Source organism: Dyadobacter sp. CY323 (genome assembly GCF_021390245.1).
Classification (GTDB): Bacteria; Bacteroidota; Bacteroidia; order Cytophagales; family Spirosomataceae; genus Dyadobacter.
Window position 1 is genome coordinate 589,631 of record NZ_JAJUXH010000001.1, and the last position, 24,563, is coordinate 614,193.

The following is a 24,563-nucleotide window of genomic DNA, read 5'->3' on the forward strand; positions in this document are numbered from 1 at the left end:
CAATTTTCATTTAAAATAATAAGAAACATTTCTTAGTTATGTAAGAAATGTTTCTTATGTTTGGCTTATGAAAAATAATACCGCGAAAAATCCTGAAAATCAGGAACCAACGAAGTCGGAACTCGAAATCCTACAGGTACTCTGGGAGTTTGGCCCCTCGACGGCCAGGTTTGTGAATGATCACCTGAATGCAAATAAAAGAGCCGTGATTTATATGTCTACGCTCAAACTGATGCAGATTATGGTCGAAAAAGGACTGCTGACAAAGGACGAAAGTCAGGTGAAACACATTTACACGGCCGCGCAGGAAGAGTCTAAAACGAAGGATTTGCTGCTGAACAAAGTGGTCGATACCATCTTTAACGGGTCGGCCGGGAATCTTATGATGCAATTGCTGGGCAACAAGAGAATGTCGCAGCAAGAAATGGAGACTTTTAAAGAACTGATCAAAAAGATCGACCAAAAATAGCGGGCTATGGAGCTATCATTTTTTGAGCATATGGTTGATAATCAATCGGTAAAAGTGATTTGCTGGACGCTGGTGCATTCAGTTTGGATCGGTGTACTGGCAGCTGCTCTGGCCGGCTGCGTGTTGGTCGCAACGCAAAAATCATCGTCTGGTCTGAGATATAACTTGCTGGCGACATGCCTGGTTCTGTTCACACTTGCGAGCGGTTACGTCTTTTACTTAGAATCTGACACCACACCTTCGTTTACAGGTGCCCGTTCAGAGTTTGTGTTTTATCAGAATACCCGTGCGGAAGTCCTGGCGTTTCATACATTGGCAGATGACAGGGATGTGATAGCTCAGATATCCAATGCAATTGATCATTTTTCCGGCTGGATTGTGCTGATTTGGGTTATCTTCTTTGTAACTAAATGCATTCATCTTGCCGGTGGATTGCTCTATGTCGAAAAGATCCGGAAAACGCGGGTACTGCCGGTCGATGCGCATTGGCAGGCGCTGGCGCAAAAGCTGGGTCAAAAAATAGGAATAACGAAAACTGTGCGTGTATCGCAATCCGGGATCGTAAAAATTCCGGTAACGATCGGGCATTTCAAACCTGTGATATTAGTGCCGCTCGGGCTGATTTTACAGTTATCTTCCGGGCAGGTGGAGACGATTTTGTTGCATGAACTCGCCCACATTCGCCGCAGGGATTATCTGGTAAACTTGCTGCAAAGCTTGCTGGAAACCATTTTCTTTTTTAATCCGGGCGTACTCTGGCTATCCGCATTGATCCGCGAGCAACGGGAGATTTGCTGCGACGACATTGTGCTCGCCAACACGTCATTTAAGACCAATTACCTGGAAGCTTTACTTTCCTTTCAGACTTATGATGAACAGAAAGGTACTCCCGCAATGGCATTAAGCCTTCGCAGTAATCAGCTTGCAAACCGTTTAAAACGAATCATTTATCAGAAAAATAAACCTATTAGCATCATGGAAAAAATCGTATTGCTTGCCGGACTTTTAGTGATCTCGGGATTTGGCTATGTCTCGGTAACGTCTCAAAATGACCAGGAAAACGGCTTTCACAACCGCATCGAGAAGAAGGTAATCGGCATTGAAAAGCAAAAAGTAGCGAAAAATGAAATAATCGGACACAAGGAAATTCTGAATAGGGAAACGGAGGTGAACCAGGTTATGGAAATTGTTGAGAAGATGACAAAAGAAGTATCAGTGCATGCACCCGATACAATTTACAAGTTCAAAACCATTCGTTTTGACCACAGTAATGAAGATCGGGCGAACCGGACCATGACGGTGAAGGATTCAGAAGATAACCTCTATGACTTGGAGATCGTAAATAGTAAACTGGTCGCACTTAAAATCAATGGTTCCGCAATCCCTGAAACTGATTTGCCAAAATATACCGGACTTCTTTCACAAGTGGATCAGGCCTGGAACGACTCACAGTCTAGCAAACAACAATTTAAAAAAGAGCAATTATCGAAGTCAGCGGCGGAAAGGCAAGAGTATCTGAATTCGTTGAAGGCTTCGAGCAAAGATGTAATGGATCAAAAAGACAGGAACTGGGCCAAGGATAATACCAACTCGAATAAAAATGTGAACGACTGGTCGAAGGACCGGGAAGGATTTCGAAAAAAGGACACAAAACCTCTGGCCGTACCAAACACAACGGGTGTGAAGCAAATGCCTCCGAAGCAGGATATTTCAGCGGATCAGGCGCGGGTGCGCGGTGTGATCAATGAACTTGTGAATGAGCGGGTTATCGCGAACCCGCAAGAGATTGAATGGTTTGGGTTGAGTGATGATGAGCTCATCGTAAATGGTAAAAAGCAACCGGCAGAACTGCAGAATAGGCTGAAACTGCAATATAACATCCGGCCGGGGCACGGTTTGTACTTCGGGCCGGTCCGAATGAACGGAACAGGTGTTTTTCTGGACCTGGAAGATCTTAAATAAGCTCCTGCGAATTCGGGCTGGCCGGCACGTTCGGTCAGCCTTTTTTTTAATTGAGGTAAAAGATGTTTGTCGAAAGCTTTGTTCGTTATATTTACGCGGTTACCAGACAAACCCGTTTTTTACATTGAGGATCAGGGGAAAACAAATCATCGGCCTTTTTCTGCTATCAGTTTTGCTGATCAAGGTTTGCATTATCCCCGTTATTTACCTTGATTTTCAGCTTCGTAAAGACTTTATTGTCGCTACACTTTGTGAAAATCGCAACCGTCCCCAGCTGCATTGCGACGGTAAATGTTACCTCGCCAAAAAAATCGCCGACGCGAAAAAGCAAGAAGAAAAGCAGGCTGAAAGTGACTTTTTAAGCAAATTGCTTTCGGCGCAAACCTCCGTAAATGGTATGTTTTTCGCCAGTATATTCAGCGAAAGCATTGCCTGGGATATCGAAATGCCGGTGAAGTTCGATTACAGCAACGCGCTGAATGCCTCCGATTTCACCAGGGATTTCTTCCACCCGCCACTCCGCTAGCAGATTTTCCTTCTTTTTTTTATCCACTATTAATCATTCCTGGCTGCTGCCTGCGTTATCATGTTGCAATGCGCAACATTGATGTCGGCTGTTTCGGGACCTTATATATCATGAAAAAAATAAACCTAATACTCCGCGGCATTGCGGTCGCAATTTCCCTGTTCGCATTCATTTCCTGTGACGATAACACCGACAATCCTGTTCCCGAACCGGGCCAGAAAGGGTCGCTCACCATTGAGTTTGACAACGTAGTGGGTGATAAAAACCTGGTTTTGAACGGACCATCAAACCTGAATGCAGTCGGTGAAGACTTTGTAATTACTAAATTCAACTACTTCATTTCCAATATAAAACTTCTGCGCAAAGACGGTACTTCACACGTTGTCCCACAGGATTCGAGCTATTTTCTGGTAATGGAAGATAAAAAAGAATCACAATTGGTGAAGTTGCCAAATGTGCCGGTCGGCGAATATTCGGGGGTGGAATTTATGGTTGGAGTGGACAGCCTGCGAAATACGCTGCCTGTCGAAAAGCGGACCGGCGTACTCGATCCGGGTGGTTCGATGGAAGATGGCATGTACTGGGCCTGGAATTCCGGGTATATCTTCATGAAGCTCGAAGGTACTTCCTCGAAGGCAACTTCCTCCAACGGTAAGTTTTACTACCACATCGGACTTTTTGGCGGTTATGATGTAAAAACGGTCAACAATACGCGCGTGGTGAAACTGGATTTCGGGACATTGAAAGCAAACGTAACCACCGAAAAATCCCCGGAAGTGCACCTTTTTGCCGACGTTCAGAAAGTCTTTAACGGGCCGGGAACGAATGTCTCCATCGCCGCATTTAACAGCATCATGAGTCAGCAACCGGTTAAATCGCAGGAGATTGCGAACAATTACGCCAGGATGTTTTCAGTAGACCACATTCATTAAGTCAGTCAATGGGCATTTTTAACAAAGGATTTCTTGGACTGCTCGCTTTTGCTATGCTTTGCTGCGGCAAAGAAAAGGAACCTGCGCCTGGGCCTGGTACTTCCGGGCCCACACCTTTGTCCTGGAAAAAGCCGGCGCATTTTCCTGATCCGGTTTACGATATGACCAGAAACCCGCTGACCGAGGAAGGTGTGGAGCTGGGCCGTTTTTTGTTTTACGACGGAATTCTCTCGCGCACCGGACAAATCGGCTGCGGAACTTGTCACCAGCAGGTTGCCGCATTTACCCATCACGGTCACGAGCTCAGCCACGGCGTCGACGATTTATTGGGGACGCGCAACTCGCCGTCGGTTCAGAATATGGCGTGGAATCCGTCTTTTTTCTGGGATGGCGGCGTGCATGATCTGGATCTTGTGCCATTTAACCCCATTGAAAACCCGGTGGAAATGGGAGAGACGGTCAAGAATGTGATTACAAAACTGCAGAACACACCATTAGCCGGTGCTAAAAAGCCTGTTGATTATCCCGAAATGTTTAAAAAAGCATTTGGCAGCGAAGAGATCAATACGGAACGGATGATGAAAGCGCTTTCGCAGTTTATGCTGACAATGATTTCCGCCAATTCGAAATACGACTATTATGTAAAAGGGGATGCCTCGGCATTGAATGCGCAGGAAAAGGCGGGGATGGTGCTGTTTCAAAGTAAATGCGCATCGTGCCATACCGGCGAGCTTTTCACCGATTATAGTTTTCGGAATAATGGACTGGTTCCGATGAGGATCAATGATGAAGGCCGGTTTGCAATTACAGCAGATGCGGCGGACAAACATAAGTTCAAGGTGCCGAGCCTTCGAAATGTGGGACTTACTGCGCCTTATATGCACGACGGCCGGTACCATAGCTTGCAGGAGGTACTGAATCATTATTCGGATAGTGTGCACCAATCCGAGACGCTCGATCCGCTTTTGATCCAGTCGAACGGGAAACCGGGCATTGCGCTGATGGATTCGGAAAAACAGTCCATCATCGCATTTCTAAACACGCTGAGCGATGACCAGTTTAGTAAGGAAGCCAAATTGTCGGACCCGGGAGTCGGGACGTCATTCTAATTCAACAGACTATATGAAACTCAAATATATTTTTCTTAGCTTTTTCATGGCTGCATTCCTGGATGTAAATGCTTGTGATATATGCGGTTGTGCCAATAGTGGCGCTTATTTCGGGTTGCTGCCGCAATCGCATAAGTCGCTGATCGGTGTCCGGTACCAGCGGTTGAACTTTGTGACACATGCCGACAGCAAAGTTTTGAGAACGCAGGAGCACTTTAATGTAGGCGAGGTCTATGGGCGCTTTTTTCCGGTGAAACGTGTCCAGGTAATGGCATTTGTACCTTACCGGGTGGATCGCCAGGTCACTTCGGCAGATACTAAAAAGCAGAACGGACTGGGTGATGTAACGATACTGGCCAACTACAACCTGCTCAACACCTTGATGGACAAGGAAGAATCGGGGGCATTTACCCACACCCTGATGGTAGGCGGCGGGCTGAAAATCCCTACCGGAAAGTTTAAGTTCGATGAAAATAATACACTGCAGGTAGCCAATGCAAATTTTCAGCTCGGTACCGGCAGCACGGACTTCATAGTCAATGCTTTTTACACGATCAATAAAGACCAATGGGGATTGGCTACGAATGTTTCACGCAAATTCAATACCACAAACTCCCAGGATTACCGTTTCGGCAACCAGCTTTTTGGTACTGTGGATCTGTATCGTTCATTCAGGATAGGAACCATTTCGGTTACTCCAAGTGTGGGGGTTTACGGTGAAAGCTCGGAACACGGTGTTAAAAATGGCGACGTATTGGAAGAAACGGGCGGAAAGCTGCTGAATGCGACTGCCGGGCTTACCTTTTTTTCAAACAAATGGACACTGGGGATCAATGGTCAAAAACCACTGGCCCAGAAAAGCTCGTCCGGCCACGTGATTGCAAAAGAACGGGTTTTGGTGCAGGTGGGGTTTTTGTTTTAAAAATGGGGCAAACGTTATGACTTAACGAGCTTTCCTTCAATCGAGTCATCCATCGTTTTTCCGACGGCTGCGCCGATGAGGGTTTTTGCAAATGCAATCGCATTTCCATGCTTGTTGTCCCAGTAATATCCTTCCCGCGTCTCTACTTTAATGGCCGTAATGCGCGGATCGTCAATTCCTTCGGTGAACCAGGTTTTCAGAATCGGCTCCCACAATTCCTTGATCACTTCTTTATCCGTCGTGATCGTTGCATGACCGTAAACACTGAGAAAGTCGGAATACTTGGAGCCTTGAAACAGTAAATGAACGCCCGGATCGTTTTGAATATCCAGATTCTTGTGGCTGTCGCTGGCACTTAAAAACCAGAAATTCCCCTCTTCATCGGCTTTTTGGATCGACATAGGTCTTACGTTCATCGGTTTGCCGGCCGACATTCCTGTGCAGAAAAAGCAGGTATTGGCATCCTTGGCCATTTCCTTGATTTTAGCACTGGCTTCTTTTCCGAAAAGGTCTTCGCGGTTTTTTTCTTCTTGTTGTTGATTGATGCTGTCCATAGTTGCGCATATTATTTTAGTATACAGCAACAAAGATCATTCCAGAAAAAAAACTACATTGATTTCCAAAGATTCAAAGTATGCCAAAACGAACGCTCGTCCTCTGGTTTTTCATCCTGTTAAAGTTTAGTTTGCATCGACTCATTCTGTCGCCGGCTTATGATCTGCACCGGGACGAATTCCTGCATTTGGATCAGGGTAAACACCTCGCATGGGGCTATTTGTCCGTTCCCCCGTTTACTTCCTGGAATTCCTATCTGATTCTTTTGTTGGGCAATTCCGAGTTTTGGGTTAAATTCTTTCCCGCCCTTTTTGGTGTTCTGACACTTGTCGTGGTATGGAAAGCGATTGAGGCATTGGGCGGGGACCTTTTCGCGCTCGTACTGGGCGCAACAGCCGTTACCTTATCCGTTTTGCTCCGGTTAAACCTGCTTTACCAGCCCAATTCCGTCGACGTGCTCAGCTGGACGCTGATCTATTTCTGTACGCTTCAATACATTAAAACCGAACAAAATAAATGGCTCTATTTCGCGGCAGTGGTTTTGGGTTTTTCTTTTTTGAACAAATACAATATCCTGTTCCTTGTCGCGGGACTCGGGCCGGCTTTACTAATCAGTCCTCACCGCAAGATCTTCATAAACAAGGCATTATACATTTCAGCGCTGATCGCACTTTTGATGGCGTTGCCAAATCTAATCTGGCAGTATCAGAATGGTTTCCCGGTAATCCATCACATGGAGCTGCTGGCCGACACACAGCTGGTCAATGTAAACCGGTTGGACTTTCTGAAAGAACAGGTGATCTTTTTTATGGGTGCACAGTTCGTCATTCTGGCCGCATTTGTTTCGTTTTTCATTTACCCCCCATTCCGCAAATACCAGGTTTTCTTCTGGTCGTTTGTTTTTACATTAGCCATTTTCATATACCTCCGCGCCAAAGGATATTATGCTATCGGCTTGTACCCGATCTTTCTCGCATTCGGTTCGGTTTATCTGGAAGGTGTTTTGGTCAAAAAGCTTTACTGGTTCCGGGTGGCGGCTGTGCTACTGATCGCGGCGTTTTTTGTTCCGATGTACCAGGTTGCATTTCCGTCGAAAAGTCCGGACGAAATCGCTAAAAATTCGAAGCCTTACCGGGATTTCGGGTTGTTGCGATGGGAGGATGGGAAAGATCATGAACTGCCGCAGGACTTTGCCGACATGCTGGGATGGAAAGAGTTAGCCCAAAAAGTTGATGCTCAATATGCGAAGATCCCGGATAAAAAACATACGCTGGTATTGTGCGATAATTATGGCCAGGCGGGTGCAATCAACTATTATTCGCGTTTTGAAAACATAGGCGCAGTAACCATGAATGCCGATTACATCAATTGGATCCCGTTGGATGAAGAGATTAAAAACATCATCCTTGTCCAGAATGCGGATGACGATGATAAAGAGCGGAAAAGGGAGCAGGCATTTTTCAAGAGTATCCGGCAAACAGGTAGCGTTGAGACAAAATATGCGCGTGAAAAAGGTACCAGTATTTATGTGATGCTGGACGCAAAAGTTTCCATTAATGCAATTTTGAGAGAGGATATCGAGAAAAATAAATGGTAATTACGGAGTCACTGAGCCGCAAAAAAGTTTACATCAACCATACCTGCTTTCGATTTTGTTAATTTCTTCGTAGCATTAGAAGTTAACCAGATCACGTTCCCTCCATGTACAGTTCTTCCGATTTGCCTGCGCTCTGCGGCTTTTTGGCTAAAGGCGCTATCACCGTAGCAACAGAGTCAAGCTCGATGGGCCTATTGCTTACCGTTTCGGCTGCCTCGAAAATTCTCGAGAAAGCTGCCCCGGATCTTGCTGAGCACGTATTCGTTGCATTTGAGTATGAAAAGTTTAAAGAACTTCTCATTAAAACCCACCCGAACGACCTTAATCATGATCTGGATAAGCTGATAAAACGCGCGATGCTCAGGGCGGTCGGGTTTATGAAGCGTATGTATGTGGAAGAACAGGAAGCCGACCTGTCGCTTCTGCAAAAGTTGCGAAATCCGTTTGAACCCATTAAAACGGTGCTGGACAATTTTTCCAAAGACCTCAAAGCCCAATTCGATTCTGAGACATTCAAAAAGGAGGAACTTGAAAGCTATCTGGCCGGGGAATCGGCGCATTGTTTTGAGCGGCTGATCAACTACCTTTTTAGCCTGGCAAATGTAGACGAATCGCACGAAGAGATCGTGAAACTGCGGGAGTACATGGAGGCAAACCTGCCTGTCATGTTTGACCTTGCGTACAAAGAAGAACTCAAGAACAAGGAAAATGACAGGGCATTTAAAGCTTTCCAGATCTGGGCGCTGGAAGAAGCCAACAAACAGCAGAGGGAAGTTCTTCTAGGCCAGGGAAAAAGCCTGGAATTCAGCAAAAAGATCCTGGAAGAAATAGAAATCTTGAAATCCGGAAAATCCTCTTCTTTTGAAAACCAACTTAAAGAAGGGTTTGAAGATCAAATTTCTGAAATCAAGAAGGCGGTTAATGCGGAATTCAAAAGGGTATTTCCATACCTCAGGGAGATATTTGATGTACTGGAGGTGATCGCGAAAGATACCGCGTTGATTCCTGAGATAGGCGAAAAAATCGATACTCTCGCTGACACACTCGGTGAGATACGGAAGAGTCTTTCGAAGGTGGATTTACCGGACGGATTTCAGGTTCTCGTACACGTTCCGGCACCTGTTGAGCAGGATGAAAAGGCGGATCGCAAGCCTAAAAAGTACGGAGAGTATTTGTCGAGTGAAAATCTCCCGTATATAAGCCGCAACACATTTAGCAGGGAGCCGGGCGTTAGTGCCGCTTTTTATACAGAAGATTACATTGTAAGAAACCTTGTCGATTCACCGAATGACCGTTTTGACGGATGTATCATTTCCGGCCAGGGTGGGATTGGTAAAACCAGGCTGATGTTCGAACTGGGGCATTTAATGGCAGGGGAAGGCTGGCAGGTTATCCGGGTACAACCGGGCGACTGGTCTTTCGACAAACTGAAAAAGTATCTGGAATCGGCTCCACGAAAATATCTGCTGCTGTTCGACTACATTGAGGAAAGCGCTTTTTTTTCGGCAAAACTGGCTTCGGATCTGATGAATGGCATTTCCGGGCTGACTGTCAAGGTGTTGGCCAACTGTCGCGAGACATACCGTGGCAGCTCGAAATTTCCGGAGGAGCATTATTTTCTGGATATAAATCTGGAACAGAATGCTGCGGAAGAAAGAAAGTATCAGAATTTTATCATTAAAGGTATTATTGGCGGGATCAGTATCAAATTCGACTATAAGTATCAGGATTTCTTTATTCTTAAACCGTCTTTCGCGGTGTTCCTGCGATTTCTCCACGAAAACTTTCCGATTGGGGAGGATAGGGAGTTAACACAGATTCCGGCATCTCTGGGATTCAACGTGTGGCTCAGGAAGCGGCTGGCGCTGACGCTCGGGACAAGCGATTTTATAAAAATTGAAGAAAACGTGCTCCGGGTTTTCGCATTGCTGCCTGCGGATGGCGAAACGCTGGACGCTTTGTACGATTCCAATCTCGGCACATATCTCAGTGCATTAACCGAAGATGGTTGGATAGAATACACCGATAATCAAACGCTCAGGCCCATTCATGATACCATTGCGGACGAGGTTTTGATCAGTCACCTGAAAAGAAAAAAGGCACTTCTGGATTCCGAACTGAGAGTCATTTTTAAAATGGCGGTCACGAACGGGCTGGTCAACAGCTTTATCAGATCCATGGAACGGATTGTAGAACAAGAGTTTATGCGGGATAAAAGTGATTTTTTCTTTAAAATGCTCGATCAGTCGATCCGTGACAAAAGCATTGATCTTAAATCGGTTAACTACATTATTGGTGTCACTTCTCTTTTGACGGAACCGGACCGGATACAATTGCTATCCACCCACGTCGATTTTTTTGCCCCGTACATTCAAAGCATGACCTACGTCTATTCCCTCGGTTTTGCAATGGCTAAACTGAGTAAGGTGAAAGAAAATGCAAAATATGAGCCCGCTCTAAAAATCCTGTTCGACACGTGGTATGAAGCAAACCCGTCATTCACGGACGACGCCAAATTGTCTGCGAACATCCTGTCCAGAAGTATCAAATTTTTCGGCATCAATGATTTTGCCAAAAATTTCGCCATTGATTATTTACAAAAACATGCCGAGAAGAAAAGCGCGAGTTACGTCATTCAGACCTGGCTCGACGCGAACGGAGACACGACGGTTATTGCAAAATACGTTTATCAATATCTCTGGAAAAACGCGGATGACCCGATTGTCGGGTTTGTGCTGCTGCCCTGGCTGGAGTTGAATGGGAACCCTGCCGCGGTACAGCGATATGTCAGACAATATTTGCTGGCACATGCGGGGGAAAAGCAGGCGAGCTTTATGCTTCAGGCCTGGCTGGATAAGGATGGGGACCCGGATTTTATATGGCCGTTTGTAGATAAGTATCTGAGGGACCGGTATCGGGAGGATGCCGCTCCGTTTCTGTTGTCCGCATGGATGAACAGAACCGGAAAGCATCAGCTTGTCGCAAAGTATGTAACGGAAAGTTTGAAATATCAAACCGAACAACGTTTTGCGAATCCGTTATTGCAAAGCTGGTTAAAATGCGGGGGGAGTCCCGAGATGGTCGAAACTGCTGTGGTTTTGTACCTGCAGAAGTACTGCAATTTACTTGATACCGGTTATGTGATCAAAGCCTGGCTTTCGAAAGGCGGGAGACAAGAACCTGTTAAGGAACATATCCTGGCGTATCTGCGCCAATTCAGTCAAGATTTTCAAATGTTGCAGCAGGTTGTTGACTGCGTAAAAGAACCTGAGGAAATCGCGGGTTATTTTCATGCCTATCTCAATGCGCACAGTGAAGATTCGAATGCCCGGGCGGTGATATTGGTATGGTTGAAAAATAAATGGTCTCCTGAAACGATCTTGCCGTACGTGAAACGCCACCTGGAAGTGCATGCGGAAACGGATGAAGCAAGCTTTGTAATAAAACCCTGGCTTGACGCTGGCGGAAACCCGGATGAAATCGAGGCGCCGTTCCGCAGGTTTGTAGGCAGCCATAAAGGGACCGAAAACATGCGTTTTACGATCCAGGATTGGTTAAACCATGGCGGTAATCCCGAGGCGGTAGAAGCATGTGTGGTTGATCACCTTACATGGTATGGAAATACCATTGACGCAAGACATGTGCTTTCTGCATGGCTGCAGAAAGGTTCAAAACCAGCTCTTATCTTGCCTTATATCAAAACGTACATCGAAATTTACATCGATCAGCGCAGCACATCTTATGTAATCGCGGAATGGCTGAAAACCGGTGTGCAAAATGTTGATATCGAAAAAATTATCTCGAAATCGAAATCCGGTGGAACCGATCAGCAGCAATGGTCCAATGCCATGAATGCGTTGCGCGAGGCAAAGGGTAGAAATAGCGAGGCGATCTGGGAGCAGGTAAAGCATCTGATCGAACGACATACAGGTGATTGGTCGGTGCATCACCGCATTCAGGATTGGTTTAAACACGAGGGACGTGTGCAACTGGTCGAACCGTCGGCGGACGTGTTTCTTGAGCAGCACGTCGGGAATGCCAACTGTCATTATATTCTGCAGGAATGGCTCAACAGGAGAGGTAACCCCGACCTTTATGTTAAACATGTGACCCGGTATCTTGATTTACATCTGGATAAGGCATCGTCACAATATGTCCTTTCGGCGTGGCTCAAAAGCCCCGGCGACAAAACGCTCATTAATCCATATTTCCGGAAATTTCTTGAAATACATCCGGACAAGCTTATTGTGGGGTACCTGACCTGCGACTGGCTGAAAACAGGCGGAGAGCTGGAAGGGTTAGAACCTTACATTGTCCATTTTCTTACGCTCCACAAGCTAGACACCGACCTGAATAACACGCTGATCGATATGTGGCTCACCCGGGGCGGGGATTACCGGAAGATACAGTCCGACATTGAGAGCAATTTAAATGGAGGTATTGATAAAAGAAGTACCAAACATGCCCTTCAGGCCTATATCAACAAGTTGGAGGATATCCAGCCCATCGAGGAGTTCGCAATCCGGTTTATGGCAAATCACATGGATCACGAGCTTACCGTACGTGAGGTACTGGCAACCTGGCTCAGGAAAGCCACAGATCTGGCGGCGATCCAGGGAGTTGTGATGGACTATCTGCGCGCTCATTCGCTATGGATAGAATCGTACAAGATTATGACTTCCTGGCTGGACAGGACCGCAATGCCGGAACCAATCGAAACTTTCGTGACAGGTTACCTCGGTCTGCATGCCGAGCGTATCCATTCATCCTACCTGATTAAAGGGTGGCTCAAAGCAGAGGGAAGGCTCGATGCGATCGAGGAACATGTGCTTCGCTATTTTGCATTGCATGGTGATACGGATGAAGCTTTGAAACTGAGAGAGTTGTGGGCTGCCAGGACGGATGACCTGGCCGGGTGATGCGGAATGCCGACATTATTTTCCTACACATACAACCATCCGCGCTTTGTTGAGCCTCTTTAACCCGAAGACACTAAAAATCACCTTATGACATCAGAGTCGGAGCTTATTTCCGGATGCCTTTTACACGATCGAGTGGCGCAGCGGTTGCTTTATGACCGGTATAAAAAGGCGATGTACACGCTGGCTTACCGCATTACGGGTGACTTTGACAATGCCAATGATGTATTACAGGATGCTTTTCTGGAAGTCTTTCGGCACCTGGACCAGTTTCGGGGCGAATCCACTTTGGGCGCCTGGATCAAACAGATCGTGGTCAGGAAGTCGACAAAAAAGAAAAAGGTCGTAATGTGGCAGAACCTCGACGACTATACCGGCGAGGTGATCGACTGGGGTGACGATGGGATCAATGCGGCGCATTTAGAAACCGCAGTACTTTCATTAGCGGATGGGTTCCGGACGATTTTTGTCCTGGCGGAAGTCGAAGGTTACACGCACCGCGAAATCGCCGTGATGCTGAATATATCGGAAGGAACCTCCAAGTCACAGCTATTTCACGCAAAAAGAAAACTTCGCAGCATGCTTTCCTCGCACTGAAACGATATGGAAAAGAATCATCACATTTTAAAAAAGGCAATTTCTAAACTTCCGGACTACGAGCCCGGGGAAGAGCTTTGGTCTGCATTGAATGAAAATCTGGCGGAACAACCGTTAAAAGCAGCTGTAAAAGAGCTTCCGGAATATGAACCCGACGCATTGTTATGGGAGATCATTTCGCGGAAAACGATAAAAAAACCCACGTTTACCTGGTGGTATGCCGCGGCAATGGTGGTAGCAGGTTTGTCACTCGGTTTGCTGATCTACAAAAATGATGCGCAGCAACAGGTGTCGTACTCCATTGAGAAAGTGGATTCCCGCCTGCAAAATGAAGGCGGACAAGTCACAGACACGCAGTACCAACGTTTAAAAGCGTATTGCGAAATGGAAACACTGGTGTGTAACAGTAAGGATTACAGACGCTTGCAGGAAGAATATGAAAAACTCGATGATGCGTCCGTGCAGTTGCGGCAGGCAATCGGAGAATACAATACGGAAGTTGAGCTCATCCGGCAGGTTACGATTTTGGAAGAACAAAAGGCCGATGTTTTGAATGAAATGGCCAAAATGATTTAAAAATGAAGCATATGAAACCGCTCGAATTTATTTACAGATACAGACTGACTTTACTGGTGATCGCATGGATCGGAATCGCGGGGCAGGCAAATGCGCAGGGGGTTTTACAGGTTGCGACAAAAACAATTGAAAAAACCATTGGCAGCCCCACTGTACGCACACTTTACATTACTGCGGAAAAGGCGGACATTGAAATGACAACCTGGAACAAAGCGGAAATCACCATCGTACTCGAACTTTCGGCGAGGCATCCTGATAAAAACATAGCCGCTGCGGACCTTTCCAAGGTACAGTATATCGCGGACCGAAACGGCAAAGATTACTTTCTGAGAAATTACATAGTACTGAAAGATGGCGAAAACAAGCCCATATCAAACGTGAAAGCGCGGTATGTGATCCATTTGCCGGCCTCCTGCGCGGTGGACCTCAAAAATTCGTTCGGCACCATTACACTCAAAGGTCTCACCAACAATATTCAGCTCAAAGCCGATTTTTGTACGACTAACCTCGTCGATCTGAGGGGAAAAGGACAGGTGAGTACTTCTTTCGGGGAGCTCAAAGGAACGGATATCTCGGGCGTTTTTACCTTCACGAGCGATCACACCAGGCTGCATCTGAACCAGGTTGCGGGGGTGATCAAGCTGGATGCGGATTATGGGAATGTGGAGATTTATCCGACCACGGGTCTGACCAGTCTGGGTATAAGATCTAAAAAGGCAGAAATAACGCTCCTGACAAAGAATTGGCAGATCTTTGATTATACCATTCAAAGTGCGTACGCCACCATGAAACTGCCGAATGGCTTTAAATGGAAACGCAACACGGCCGACTTCAAAGACGCATTCTTCAAGCGAAACCAATTGGCTAATGTCGATATCAACGCCGAGTTTGGCAATGTAACGATCAGGTAACCCGCACTTTTAATCTTTCTTTTATGAAAAAATATCTTTGGTTGCTTTGCATTCAGAGCATCATCCAGGCATCCTACGCGCAGGATAGTGTGAATGTCTTGTTCTCTCAAGAATCAGATACCCTTGTAAAACAGCGATTTATCGACCGTTACGACAATGTTTTTATGACAAAAGTGCCTACCCGGCAGATGTTTAAGGTAGGTTACCAGGGCTCCGAAGTACAGGGAATGGGCATAAACTTTTCCTATGAATACAAGTTGCTTCCATCCTTGTCCGTCGAAGCTGCCTTATTCGCACAGTTCAGCAGGTTCAATGGAGGAATGGCGAACGAACTGCTTCACTTCAACTGGAAACAGGTAAATGTCTGGGCAAATGCAAAGGCGCGATGGTATTACAATATGAATAGCCGGATTGAAACGGGGCTGAATGCAAACAATTTCAGCGGGCCCTACGTGGCTTTTACCTATGACCAGTCCCTCTATCTTCGCGATTCATATAGTAATAAAAACACGGGCCGCATCGGATTATTATATGGTTTTCAAAGCCGCTTTTTCAACCATGGGTTTGTAGATTTCTCGGTCGGGGTATTTAATAAAGAAATTGGGCAGTTCACATTTTTTGAAGATACCAAAGCTTTTTGGAAGCCGGATAATTTCATCCTGGGTACCAATCTGAACATCGGCCTGGCAATCGGAGACTGGAAAAAAACCACGGCCGCTCCATTTTGCGATGTCATTTTTTGTGATGAATTGGTGAAAGGTCAGTGGAAGGTTCAAATGCCGAATATCAGCATTGGTGTGAGAAATCAAATCGTACGGACGGAGGTGGACTACGAGCGAAAGCTGGGAAAAAGCCCGCTTTCTGTACAAGGTGGCGCCGGCATGTCGCTCTATAATAGTACCCGGTACCAATCGATGCATGACAGGTACTTTTCGGTTGGGGCAAATGCGCAGTTTCGTTATTACTTCCTGAGGAACCTCATGGAGAGACGCGGCAAAGGCGCCAGCGATCTTTCAGGGCCGTATGCCGGGGTAGAAGGAGGTTACGGGATATATTTTTCGAAAAGCCAGTTTAATTACCAGCCGGAGTTCAACAGCAATACGAAAACACGTAGTTGGAATACATCCTTGTTACTCGGTTACCAGCAGCGTCTTTTCAGCAGGATTTACATCGACGCGAGTCTCATTTACATGAAAGGCTTTGCTTCCGGTACTACTTATCCGGGTCAGTCCAAACCTGTTTTCACATCCAAAATGACGGTGGGCTTCACATTCTAACACATGAAAAACTTTTTTCTGACTATCGTTTTAATCCTGCCGTTTGTAGCGTCCCATGCTCAGGATAGCGTTAAGGTGACCTATTCTCAGGATTCGGATACCCTTTTAAAACAGCGGTTCATTGACCGGTACGAAAATGTCTTTATGACAAAAGTGCCAACTCGACATATGTTTAAAATTGGCTTGTCGCAATATTATCAGGCAATTGCATTTCCATTGACCGACGACAAGATCCTGAATAATACGTCTTTGCAGCTTGGGTACGAGTTCAAATTTCTCCCGGCATTTTCCATCGCACTTTCCGGCCATGTTCCGTATTTTGATCTGCATACCCCATTCAAATGGTCCATTCAAAGTACCGTCATCGATGCGCAGCTCAGGTGGTTTATGGATATGCGGCGGCGGATCAAATCAGGAAAAAGCGCCAATAACTTTTCAGGAAACTACTTAGCCCTCTTTTACAACATTCCCGGAACAATAGATGACGATCCTAAAATTGGCTTGAAACTGGGTTTTCAACGCCGGTTTTTGAACCACGGTTTTATGGATTTCTCCATTGCTTTAATGCAGGATAGCCCGTTCTTCTATTACGGCGCATTGGACAACTGGAACATTTCAACCCAGGCAATGGCAGGTTTCGCGTTTGGTGACTGGAAGAAAACAAGTGTCGGGCCGCTTTGCGACGTGTTACTTTGCGACGAATTCATGACCAGCCAATGGAAAGTGCGGGTGCCTGAGATTACGGTCGGCTACTACCTGAACCGGATCCGTGCGGGGGTTGCATTTGAGCAAAAACTGATGGACTCCTTTACTTTGAATTTCCAGTTGGACGCGGCGATGAATAATGGTTTTAACCAACTAAAATACCCCCAAACCATTTATGGCTGGGGAGATGTGCGCTATTCACAGGTTTACTCAAGAGAGAAAATGCTGAACTTTTCCATTCAGCCCCGGTATTATGTTTTGCAGAAAAAACAAAGAATGAAAGGCCGGGGCGGAAACGGGTTTTCAGGTTTGTACACAGGTTTGAATTCCGAATTCAGCTATTACAAAGGCAAACACAGTTTCAGCAATTTCGACACGCCGGATCTGGAAAGAGAAACGACGCTTATCCAGGTCGGCGCATTGGTCGGTTATCAGCTCAGGCTTTTCCGTCACGGCTATTTCGACCTGAATACGTCCTACAATTTCCAGGATCACCTCGGCAGTTCCGAAACTTCCTTCGGTTTCCGCACCAATGTAACTTTGGGATTGGCGTTCTAAACCTTACTTTCTAACAACAATCTTCTGCGTTTGTACACTACCGTCAAGCTGCGTGAGTCTTACAAGATATAATCCGGCGGTGAATTGTTTTACAGGAATGCCTTCCTCCGTCAGTTTCGTAGTTTTAAAAACCATTTTGCCTGCTGCGTCTGAGATCGTTACTTCTTTCAGGTTTTGAATGGACGCGGTTTCAAACAGGATTTTGTCAGCAGTCGGATTGGGGTAAACGGCATTTGCCACGATCTCGAAGTTCGCATTCCGAATTTGTGAAAAAGTAAATGTAGCGTCCTGATCGATCATTTTCAGCCGGTAAAAATTCTGACCGTTCAACGGCTTTTTATCCGTAAACATATAGGTACGAACCGTTGCGCTTTCTCCACCGGAAGCAACTTCGCCGATCCGGTCCCATTTCCTGGCATTACCGCTCCGCTCGATCTCAAACCGGCTACTATTCACTTCCGAGCTCGTTTTCCAGGTCATTTGAGCCACATTACCTTCTTTTTGTACATCAAAATTTTCCAGGACAACAGGGAGTGTGCCGGAATTTTTGAATCGAATGAGGGGATCACCGAGAATGACCTCGCTTTCAATGTAAGACGAGGAATACCGGTATGCGTCGCCCACATTGAAACCTTTTGTAAGAAGTTCGAAGGCTCCATGGTTTTGAAACCGATATTCCAGGCCGCTTGCCCCTCCCACGGTGTACATAAAAAGAAGATCGCTGTATGCGTGCACATTCAGGGTGTTCCCTTTTCCGAGGTATTCACCGGCAAGATAGATGTCGGACAGGTAATTGCCAACGTTACAGGAGCTTAGGTCGATGAGTTGCGTTTTAAGTGCAGGGAGGTTTCGGATATCATCCTTGTTTATCCCAAATGCATGATAATCAGGAGATCCGTGCAGGATTGCACTGAATATTTCATACGATTGGGTTGATAATTTATCCAGAAAATCCGCTTTCCAGATTGCATCGTCGCCCGAATATTCCAGGTCTTTATCCCGGCCATAATTCAACTTCTGAACAGCCGTCCACCGGTCGAATCCAGCTGCCATGTTCATTGCCTGCTGCTCGCTCACGAAAGAGTCAAAAAGCAGGATTTTCTTATCAAAGCTGATCTGATTGGTCCGATAGCGATGCACTTTCGCAAAATAGTTGACGACGTAATTAATCTTTTCATCGGGATTCAGTGCAGGAGCCGGAATCACCATTCCCATGGAGAGAGCGGAACCTAATTGCTGAAAAACGGCCTCCCGAACTTCTACGGGCGGACGAAAACAAGTATTCTGGTATTTGGTATTCTGCAGATAATAGAATTCATCGGCGTAGGTGTAGTGTTTGTACAGTGGAAGGGTGTATTGATAGAAAGTCGGAGATCCCGATGTGAATACAACATTGCCGGATTCATCAAGTAAGTGCTTGAATGACATGGTAGCAGCGTTGTTGCCGATGAAGAACAGATAGGTAAGTTGCTCGGCGCCATATTTCTGTTTAATGGAATTGTATAAAGCTATTTTTGCATAACTGTTATCCTCAATATAGTATTTTTCGACGATAAGGGTTGGGTCGGTAATTTGCACATCCGTCATATATTGATTCAATGCACTTTGAATCGAAGTAGTATTCCTCCATTCCTCGTCGATCACCAATAGCATCTTTTTCGGCATACCCGAAGTAGACGTGGTGAAAGTCACGGGGGATACTTCCGAGCCCGAGCATGGCATACCATCCAGGCCATATACGATGGTTCGAAGCTGGTAAGACTTTCCCGGTTCAAGCCCGGACATGTCAAAACTGAGCGTCCGGCCGGGCTTGTTAATCGCTTTGGTCGAGAGCCACACGCTGTTTACAAATGAAGGGTTGCAAGGTGCGTCGCAGACTGGTTTAGCCTCAAATACGACCGTGAAAACATCGTCAATGTTGACACCAGGGCCAAAAATCATCTTAATGTCAACCGTTGACCATGGCTTTGAAACATTCTGGAATATTTTCACCTGAATATCGTGATCCATCACGCGCGCCCCGGAATTGGGGGTAGTCAGTTCAATGGATTTGTACTGCTTCGTGGCGGAATCCAGTACCATTTGAAAAGATCCCTGTCCAAAGCAGGTGCGGGCTGAGATGAGGAGAATAAATGTGAGCGTGTAGATCGTATTTCTCATGGTCAAGAGGTTTAAGATGATGTATAACCGTCTGTCCCAGAGACACCATAGCCTGCCGAAACGTGGCAAGCGTGGTGAAGTTTTTTAGCCCTGTTTTAAATCTCACACATTACAATCTGAAAAGCTTCTTTGCATTACCATGCAGCAACTTTCTTTCAATGGTTTTGGAGGCCGAAAGCTTCCGGATCTCAGCGATGGTTTGTGCTCCCTGGCATTTTTCGCCGTGGCCTACGTGGTCATCGCAATCGCTTCCGTACAATAATTTATCCTGATGTCTGGACAAAAATTCCCGTGCGTGGTCTTCGTCGCGTGTCATGGAAAGCAACCCCGAACCGGCTGAAAGATCCCCGTACATATTCGGGTAATCGCTTAATAATTTATCCGTTAAGCCCCCTTTCGCCACTTTGGTTTTCGGGTAAAGAACCTTTTGATCGGTGTGGTTTTTATCAATGTTTGCCCACCAGGTCTGTGCGTGGCCGATGAAGTTTACATTCGGATATTTTTCAAGCATTTTTGGGAAACGTTCAAAGTTGTAATTGAACATTTCAAACTGCCAGTGCATTAAAACGGGAACTTTGTATTCCTCTGCCAGCTGATATATTTTCTGCATTTCCTTCGAGTCGCAATCCACGCCGAATTTGAGCTCGCCGATTATGGGTGCACCCAGTTTCAGGTACTTTTCAATTTCCTTTGTGGCATCGGGCAGGTCGGGCACTTCGTTGGCCCCGAATATAAATTCATTCGGATATTTTTGGGCAAACTCATAACAAACCTCGTTTCCCGAGCATTTTGCCTGCAATCCGTTGGTTTTACCATTTTGCGTGGAAGATCCGAACGCAGGTGTTCCGGCTGGAAGTAAAATCGTTTTGGTAATACCCATTGCGCGTTGGTGCGCAAGCAGCACATCGTGCGGTCGTCCGGCGTAATCGGTATGCTGGTGGATGTCTATAATCGGCTCATTGTCAATAGCCAATGCGGGTAAAAGCGAAGAGCCCAACAGCAAAGTGCCGGCTGTGCCAAGAAATTCTCGTCTTGTTTTATTTAAAATCCTATCTTTCGATTTCAACATTGGTACATCTATTAAAACACATTTAACCTAAACCCTAACAGTAAATATTACATGAAAACGATTGCTGTTTATCTCCTGATCTTCGTAACTGTAACTGCATGTACACCAAAAACGGATGAAGGTACTAAAAAAGAGACCGAAAAGTCCATTTCAGGAACCTGGAAGCTGATTAAAGGTACATTGATCGAAAAAGGCGACACCGTTGTCACCTCGTACGACAAAAACATTTCGTTCATCAAGATCATCAACGATACCCACTTTTCATTTTTACAACATGACCTGAAAAAAGGGAAAGAAGCGGATTCTATTTTCGTAGCTGGCGGGGGAAAATATACGCTGAAAGACAGTACCTACACCGAATTCCTCGAATATTGCAGCGCACGTGAGTGGGAGGGGAACGACTTCCATTTTACGGTCAGAATCGAGGGAGATACACTAACGCAAACGGGGGTAGAGAAGATACCGGGGTTAAATGTGGACCGTGTAAATATTGAAAAATACGTGCGTGAGATTGTCAGGAAATGAGGCAGTTACGTATTTGAATTGGTTAATCAGATATTCATTTTAAAAAACATTAAATGTCTTATTGCAGCGCAATCGATTTTATGAGTGAGGAACGGAGGATTCTTCACAAAGCTTACCATGATAAACTATACGGTTTTCCGATCCATGATGATAACGAGCTGTTTTGCAGGCTAGTACTGGAAATCAATCAGGCGGGTTTGAGCTGGGAGACCATTTTAAGAAAAGAAGGAGGTTTCCGGAAAGCTTACGACAACTTCGACCTTGACACCGTGGCAGCGTACACCGAAACCGATCGGGAAAGGCTCATGGGAGATCCGGGAATCATCCGTAACCGGCTAAAAATCAATGCAGCAATCGAAAATGCAAAGACGATCCGGCAACTGCAAAAAGACCACGGATCCTTCGAGAAGTGGCTGGAATTAAACCATCCGAAAACGAAGGAAGAGTGGGTGAAACTCTTTAAAAAGACATTCAAATTCACTGGCGGCGAAATCGTGAATGAGTTTCTGATGAGTATCGGATACTTGCCCGGTGCGCATGTGGAAGATTGCAAGGTGTATCGGGAGATTTTAGCGGCGAAGCCGCTTTGGGTTGGGAAATGACCAGAAAAAAATCGAGAAAATACCTAAATTGCAGGTATACATTTTAGCAAACACACCCGTACGATGAATACAAAGCTCACTTTGACGATTGAGGAAACAGTTATTCAAAAGGCAAAAAAATACGCAAAAGAAAAGGAGCGTAGTCTGTCAGATTTAATTGAAAATTTCCTTATGGCAATCACTTCTGAGGTTGAGGAAGAAGAGATTGAGATTACGCCATTGGTAAGGTCAATGCGAGGATCTTTTAAAGCGCCCAAAGATCTCGACTATAAAAAGGAGTTGCAGAACATATTGGCAGAAAAATATCTGTAGTCAATGAAGAGAATACTAATTGACACCGACGTTCTTCTTGATTTCTTTTTAGACCGCGACCCCTTTTCGGAAAGTGCGGAAAAAATTCTTTCACTGTGCAATTTGAAACAAGTTACGGGCTGTATAACTCCGGTGATTATCAGTAATGTCTATTATTTACTAAGAAAAATTGGGAATCATGAAAAGGTGATGGAGAAACTAGCAGACCTGATTTCTATTACTGATGTTCTTGTGATTGACGCAAGCACAATATCACGTGCGATACATTCGGACTTCAATGATTTCGAAGATGCGCTTCAAAATTACGCCGCAGAGTCGGACAAAAAGGTGGATGTGATTGTAACCCGAAATACCAAAGATTACAAAAGCAGCTCGCTGGCAGTGATGACACCGGATGCCTATTTGAAGATGCGGGTTACATTAAAATAATAGAGCCATTTGAGCCAAATTAAAAGAGTAAAAAAAAGGCCGGATATCGACAATAGCCACCCGAACGATCCCAAACCACCCCCGAACAACCCTGAACAAATAATAACAACTCTTCATAGCCGGTCTTACACTTTTCCGAGTAAATATAGAAAGTTACTTACTTAACAGATAACAATCACTTTCACTTAAAAGACTTGATCCGCATTTAAACCCAAACCGGTATATGGAAGAAAAGGTTACAAATTCTGAAAAATCAGCTTCGTCCAGAAGAGATTTTATCAAAGCATCAGCGGCAACCGCGGCTGGATTTATGATTGTTCCCCGCCACGTTTTAGGTGGAAAGGGGTATCTGGCGCCAAGCGATAAGTTGCTTGTTGCCGGTGTCGGGGTAGGTGGAAAAGGAACATCCGACCTTGCCAATTTTGCCAAGAGTGGTAAAGCCGACATCGCTTATCTCTGCGATGTGGACGACCGTCGTGCAACGACCAGTGTTACCAATTTCCCCAAAGCCAAGTATTATAAAGACTTCCGGGAAATGTTCGATAAGGAATCCAAGAATTTTGACGCAGTTTCCGTCTCGACTCCTGACCATACCCACGCGGTTGTAGCGATGGCTGCCATGCAGCTGGGCAAACACGTGTATGTGCAGAAACCAATGACGCATGATATTTACGAAGCGCGTAAACTGACAGAAGCCGCAGCCAAATACAAGGTCGTGACGCAAATGGGGAACCAGGGATCGTCAGGAGATGGTGTGAGAACGCTGCACGAATGGTACGATGCCGGTATCATCGGTGATGTAAGTGAGGTATTTATCTGGACAAACCGGCCCATCTGGCCACAAGGTATTCCCTGGCCAACCGACAAGCCTGCCGTTCCGAAAGAACTGGATTGGGACCTGTGGCTTGGTACCGCACCGAAAAAAGACTATGTTGAGAACCTGATCCCGGGTAGCTGGAGAGGCTGGTGGGATTACGGTACCGGCGCGTTGGGCGATCTCGGCTGCCACCTGATGGAAGCTCCATTCCGCGTGCTGGGACTGAAATATGCGACAGATATGCAGGCCAGCGTCGGTAGTGTGTTCACGGCATTTGGCAAAAGAGGCGTGTTCCCGGACAGCTGCCCGCCATCCAGCCACGCGACATTGACTTTCCCGAAAACACCAAAAACCAAAGGTCCCGTGATCATGCACTGGATGGATGGTGGTATCAAACCGGAACGTCCGGAAGAACTCGGCCCGAACGAATTGTTTGGTGACGGTAACAGCGGTATTTTGTTTGTAGGGTCAAAAGGCAAAATGATGGCCAGCGAATATGCGGCTAATCCACGTTTGCTGCCACTTTCCAAAATGCAGGAAGTAAATGTGAAACAGAAATTCGCCCGCGTACCAGGCAGTGCCGAAGGTCACTATGCGCAGTGGGTGGAAGGATGTATTGCAGGTTATGGCAAAATGGAATTGAGCTCGCCATTTGAACTGGCTGGTCCATTAACCGAAGCGATTTTGGGTGCAAACCTTGCAATTCGTGGTGCGGATATGCCAAAAGCAAGGGAAGACGGAAGAGGATTTACATACCCTGGCAGTAACATGAAAATGCTTTGGGATGCGCAGAATATGAAGGTTACCAACTTTGATGAGGTGAACCAATACGTTCGCCGCAACTACCGCGAAGGGTGGAGCCTGGGCGTTTAATATAGCATTTGGTCCGAACGTCACGTTCGGACCGGTTATGAAGAGGCCTCTGGCCGACTGGCAACGAAATGTTAGTTGGCAGAGGCCTTTTCTTTTAACATCGGCCGGAGGCCTTATAATAATCGGCACGAGGGGGACCCTCACGCCCGCTTTCGTGCCAG

Annotated in this window: 21 protein-coding genes; 18 read left to right on the forward strand and 3 right to left on the reverse strand. The window is 46.0% G+C overall.

The genetic code is table 11. The features are described from left to right. The first annotated feature begins 67 nt into the window (after positions 1-67). From LZG72_RS02585 to LZG72_RS02610, 6 genes are all read left to right on the forward strand, one after another. Entirely contained in the window at positions 68-469 is a 402-nt protein-coding gene (locus LZG72_RS02585; protein WP_233867146.1) for a BlaI/MecI/CopY family transcriptional regulator, read from the forward strand. Between the two features lie 6 nt (positions 470-475). Continuing rightward, a complete protein-coding gene (locus tag LZG72_RS02590; protein WP_233867148.1) occupies positions 476-2,431 on the forward strand; it encodes a M56 family metallopeptidase in 1,956 nt (651 codons plus the stop codon). A gap of 124 nt (positions 2,432-2,555) precedes the next feature. Beyond that, positions 2,556-2,957: a hypothetical protein gene (locus LZG72_RS02595; RefSeq protein ID WP_233867150.1), complete on the forward strand. Its 402-nt coding sequence runs from the start codon at positions 2,556-2,558 to the stop codon at positions 2,955-2,957. 110 nt (positions 2,958-3,067) lie between these two features. Further along, complete coding sequence (locus LZG72_RS02600) at positions 3,068-3,889, forward strand: MbnP family protein (protein WP_233867153.1); 822 nt, start codon at positions 3,068-3,070, stop codon at positions 3,887-3,889. Positions 3,890-3,897: 8 nt separating this feature from the next. Further along, positions 3,898-4,998: a cytochrome-c peroxidase gene (locus tag LZG72_RS02605; RefSeq protein WP_233867156.1), complete on the forward strand. Its 1,101-nt coding sequence runs from the start codon at positions 3,898-3,900 to the stop codon at positions 4,996-4,998. A gap of 13 nt (positions 4,999-5,011) precedes the next feature. Next, positions 5,012-5,920, forward strand: coding sequence for a transporter (locus tag LZG72_RS02610; RefSeq protein WP_233867159.1), 909 nt, complete (start codon positions 5,012-5,014; stop codon positions 5,918-5,920). A 14-nt stretch (positions 5,921-5,934) separates the two neighbouring features. On the opposite strand, the gene LZG72_RS02615 is transcribed toward LZG72_RS02610, so the two are convergent. Beyond that, positions 5,935-6,474: a pyridoxamine 5'-phosphate oxidase family protein gene (locus LZG72_RS02615; RefSeq protein ID WP_233867162.1), complete on the reverse strand. Its 540-nt coding sequence runs from the start codon at positions 6,472-6,474 to the stop codon at positions 5,935-5,937. An 80-nt stretch (positions 6,475-6,554) separates the two neighbouring features. Between LZG72_RS02615 and LZG72_RS02620 the strand changes: the two genes are divergently transcribed. From LZG72_RS02620 to LZG72_RS02650, 7 genes are all read left to right on the forward strand, one after another. Then, a complete protein-coding gene (locus tag LZG72_RS02620; RefSeq protein ID WP_233867164.1) occupies positions 6,555-8,072 on the forward strand; it encodes a glycosyltransferase family 39 protein in 1,518 nt (505 codons plus the stop codon). A 104-nt stretch (positions 8,073-8,176) separates the two neighbouring features. Beyond that, positions 8,177-12,991 (forward strand): hypothetical protein, encoded by a 4,815-nt coding sequence (locus LZG72_RS02625; RefSeq protein WP_233867166.1) that lies wholly within the window; start codon positions 8,177-8,179, stop codon positions 12,989-12,991. Between the two features lie 87 nt (positions 12,992-13,078). Further along, positions 13,079-13,588: an RNA polymerase sigma factor gene (locus LZG72_RS02630; protein WP_233867168.1), complete on the forward strand. Its 510-nt coding sequence runs from the start codon at positions 13,079-13,081 to the stop codon at positions 13,586-13,588. A gap of 6 nt (positions 13,589-13,594) precedes the next feature. After that, entirely contained in the window at positions 13,595-14,164 is a 570-nt protein-coding gene (locus tag LZG72_RS02635; RefSeq protein WP_233867170.1) for a hypothetical protein, read from the forward strand. Positions 14,165-14,166: 2 nt separating this feature from the next. Next, a complete protein-coding gene (locus LZG72_RS02640) occupies positions 14,167-15,075 on the forward strand; it encodes a hypothetical protein (protein WP_233867172.1) in 909 nt (302 codons plus the stop codon). Between the two features lie 23 nt (positions 15,076-15,098). Next, entirely contained in the window at positions 15,099-16,352 is a 1,254-nt protein-coding gene (locus LZG72_RS02645) for a hypothetical protein (protein WP_233867174.1), read from the forward strand. Positions 16,353-16,355: 3 nt separating this feature from the next. Next, the gene (locus tag LZG72_RS02650) at positions 16,356-17,615 is read left to right on the forward strand and encodes a hypothetical protein (RefSeq protein WP_233867176.1); all 1,260 of its coding nucleotides are present in this window, start codon (positions 16,356-16,358) and stop codon (positions 17,613-17,615) included. Between the two features lie 3 nt (positions 17,616-17,618). Here the strand turns inward: LZG72_RS02650 and LZG72_RS02655 are convergent, their stop codons facing one another. Together LZG72_RS02655 and LZG72_RS02660 are read right to left on the reverse strand one after the other, a co-directional pair. After that, complete coding sequence (locus LZG72_RS02655; RefSeq protein WP_233867178.1) at positions 17,619-19,775, reverse strand: T9SS type A sorting domain-containing protein; 2,157 nt, start codon at positions 19,773-19,775, stop codon at positions 17,619-17,621. 109 nt (positions 19,776-19,884) lie between these two features. Continuing rightward, entirely contained in the window at positions 19,885-20,844 is a 960-nt protein-coding gene (locus tag LZG72_RS02660) for an amidohydrolase family protein (RefSeq protein ID WP_233867181.1), read from the reverse strand. 51 nt (positions 20,845-20,895) lie between these two features. Here LZG72_RS02660 and LZG72_RS02665 point away from each other — a divergent pair, with 51 nt between their 5' ends. The 5 genes from LZG72_RS02665 (at position 20,896) to LZG72_RS02685 (ending at position 24,402) form a co-directional block, all read left to right on the forward strand. Continuing rightward, positions 20,896-21,369, forward strand: a complete 474-nt coding sequence (locus LZG72_RS02665) for a lipocalin-like domain-containing protein (RefSeq protein ID WP_233867184.1) — start codon at positions 20,896-20,898, stop codon at positions 21,367-21,369. A 53-nt stretch (positions 21,370-21,422) separates the two neighbouring features. Continuing rightward, positions 21,423-21,971 (forward strand): DNA-3-methyladenine glycosylase I, encoded by a 549-nt coding sequence (locus LZG72_RS02670; protein ID WP_233867187.1) that lies wholly within the window; start codon positions 21,423-21,425, stop codon positions 21,969-21,971. A gap of 63 nt (positions 21,972-22,034) precedes the next feature. Beyond that, positions 22,035-22,283 (forward strand): DUF6364 family protein, encoded by a 249-nt coding sequence (locus tag LZG72_RS02675; RefSeq protein ID WP_233867190.1) that lies wholly within the window; start codon positions 22,035-22,037, stop codon positions 22,281-22,283. Positions 22,284-22,286: 3 nt separating this feature from the next. Continuing rightward, positions 22,287-22,712, forward strand: a complete 426-nt coding sequence (locus tag LZG72_RS02680) for a PIN domain-containing protein (RefSeq protein WP_233867193.1) — start codon at positions 22,287-22,289, stop codon at positions 22,710-22,712. Positions 22,713-22,935: 223 nt separating this feature from the next. Next, complete coding sequence (locus LZG72_RS02685) at positions 22,936-24,402, forward strand: Gfo/Idh/MocA family oxidoreductase (protein WP_233867196.1); 1,467 nt, start codon at positions 22,936-22,938, stop codon at positions 24,400-24,402. The last annotated feature ends 161 nt before the right edge of the window (positions 24,403-24,563 follow it).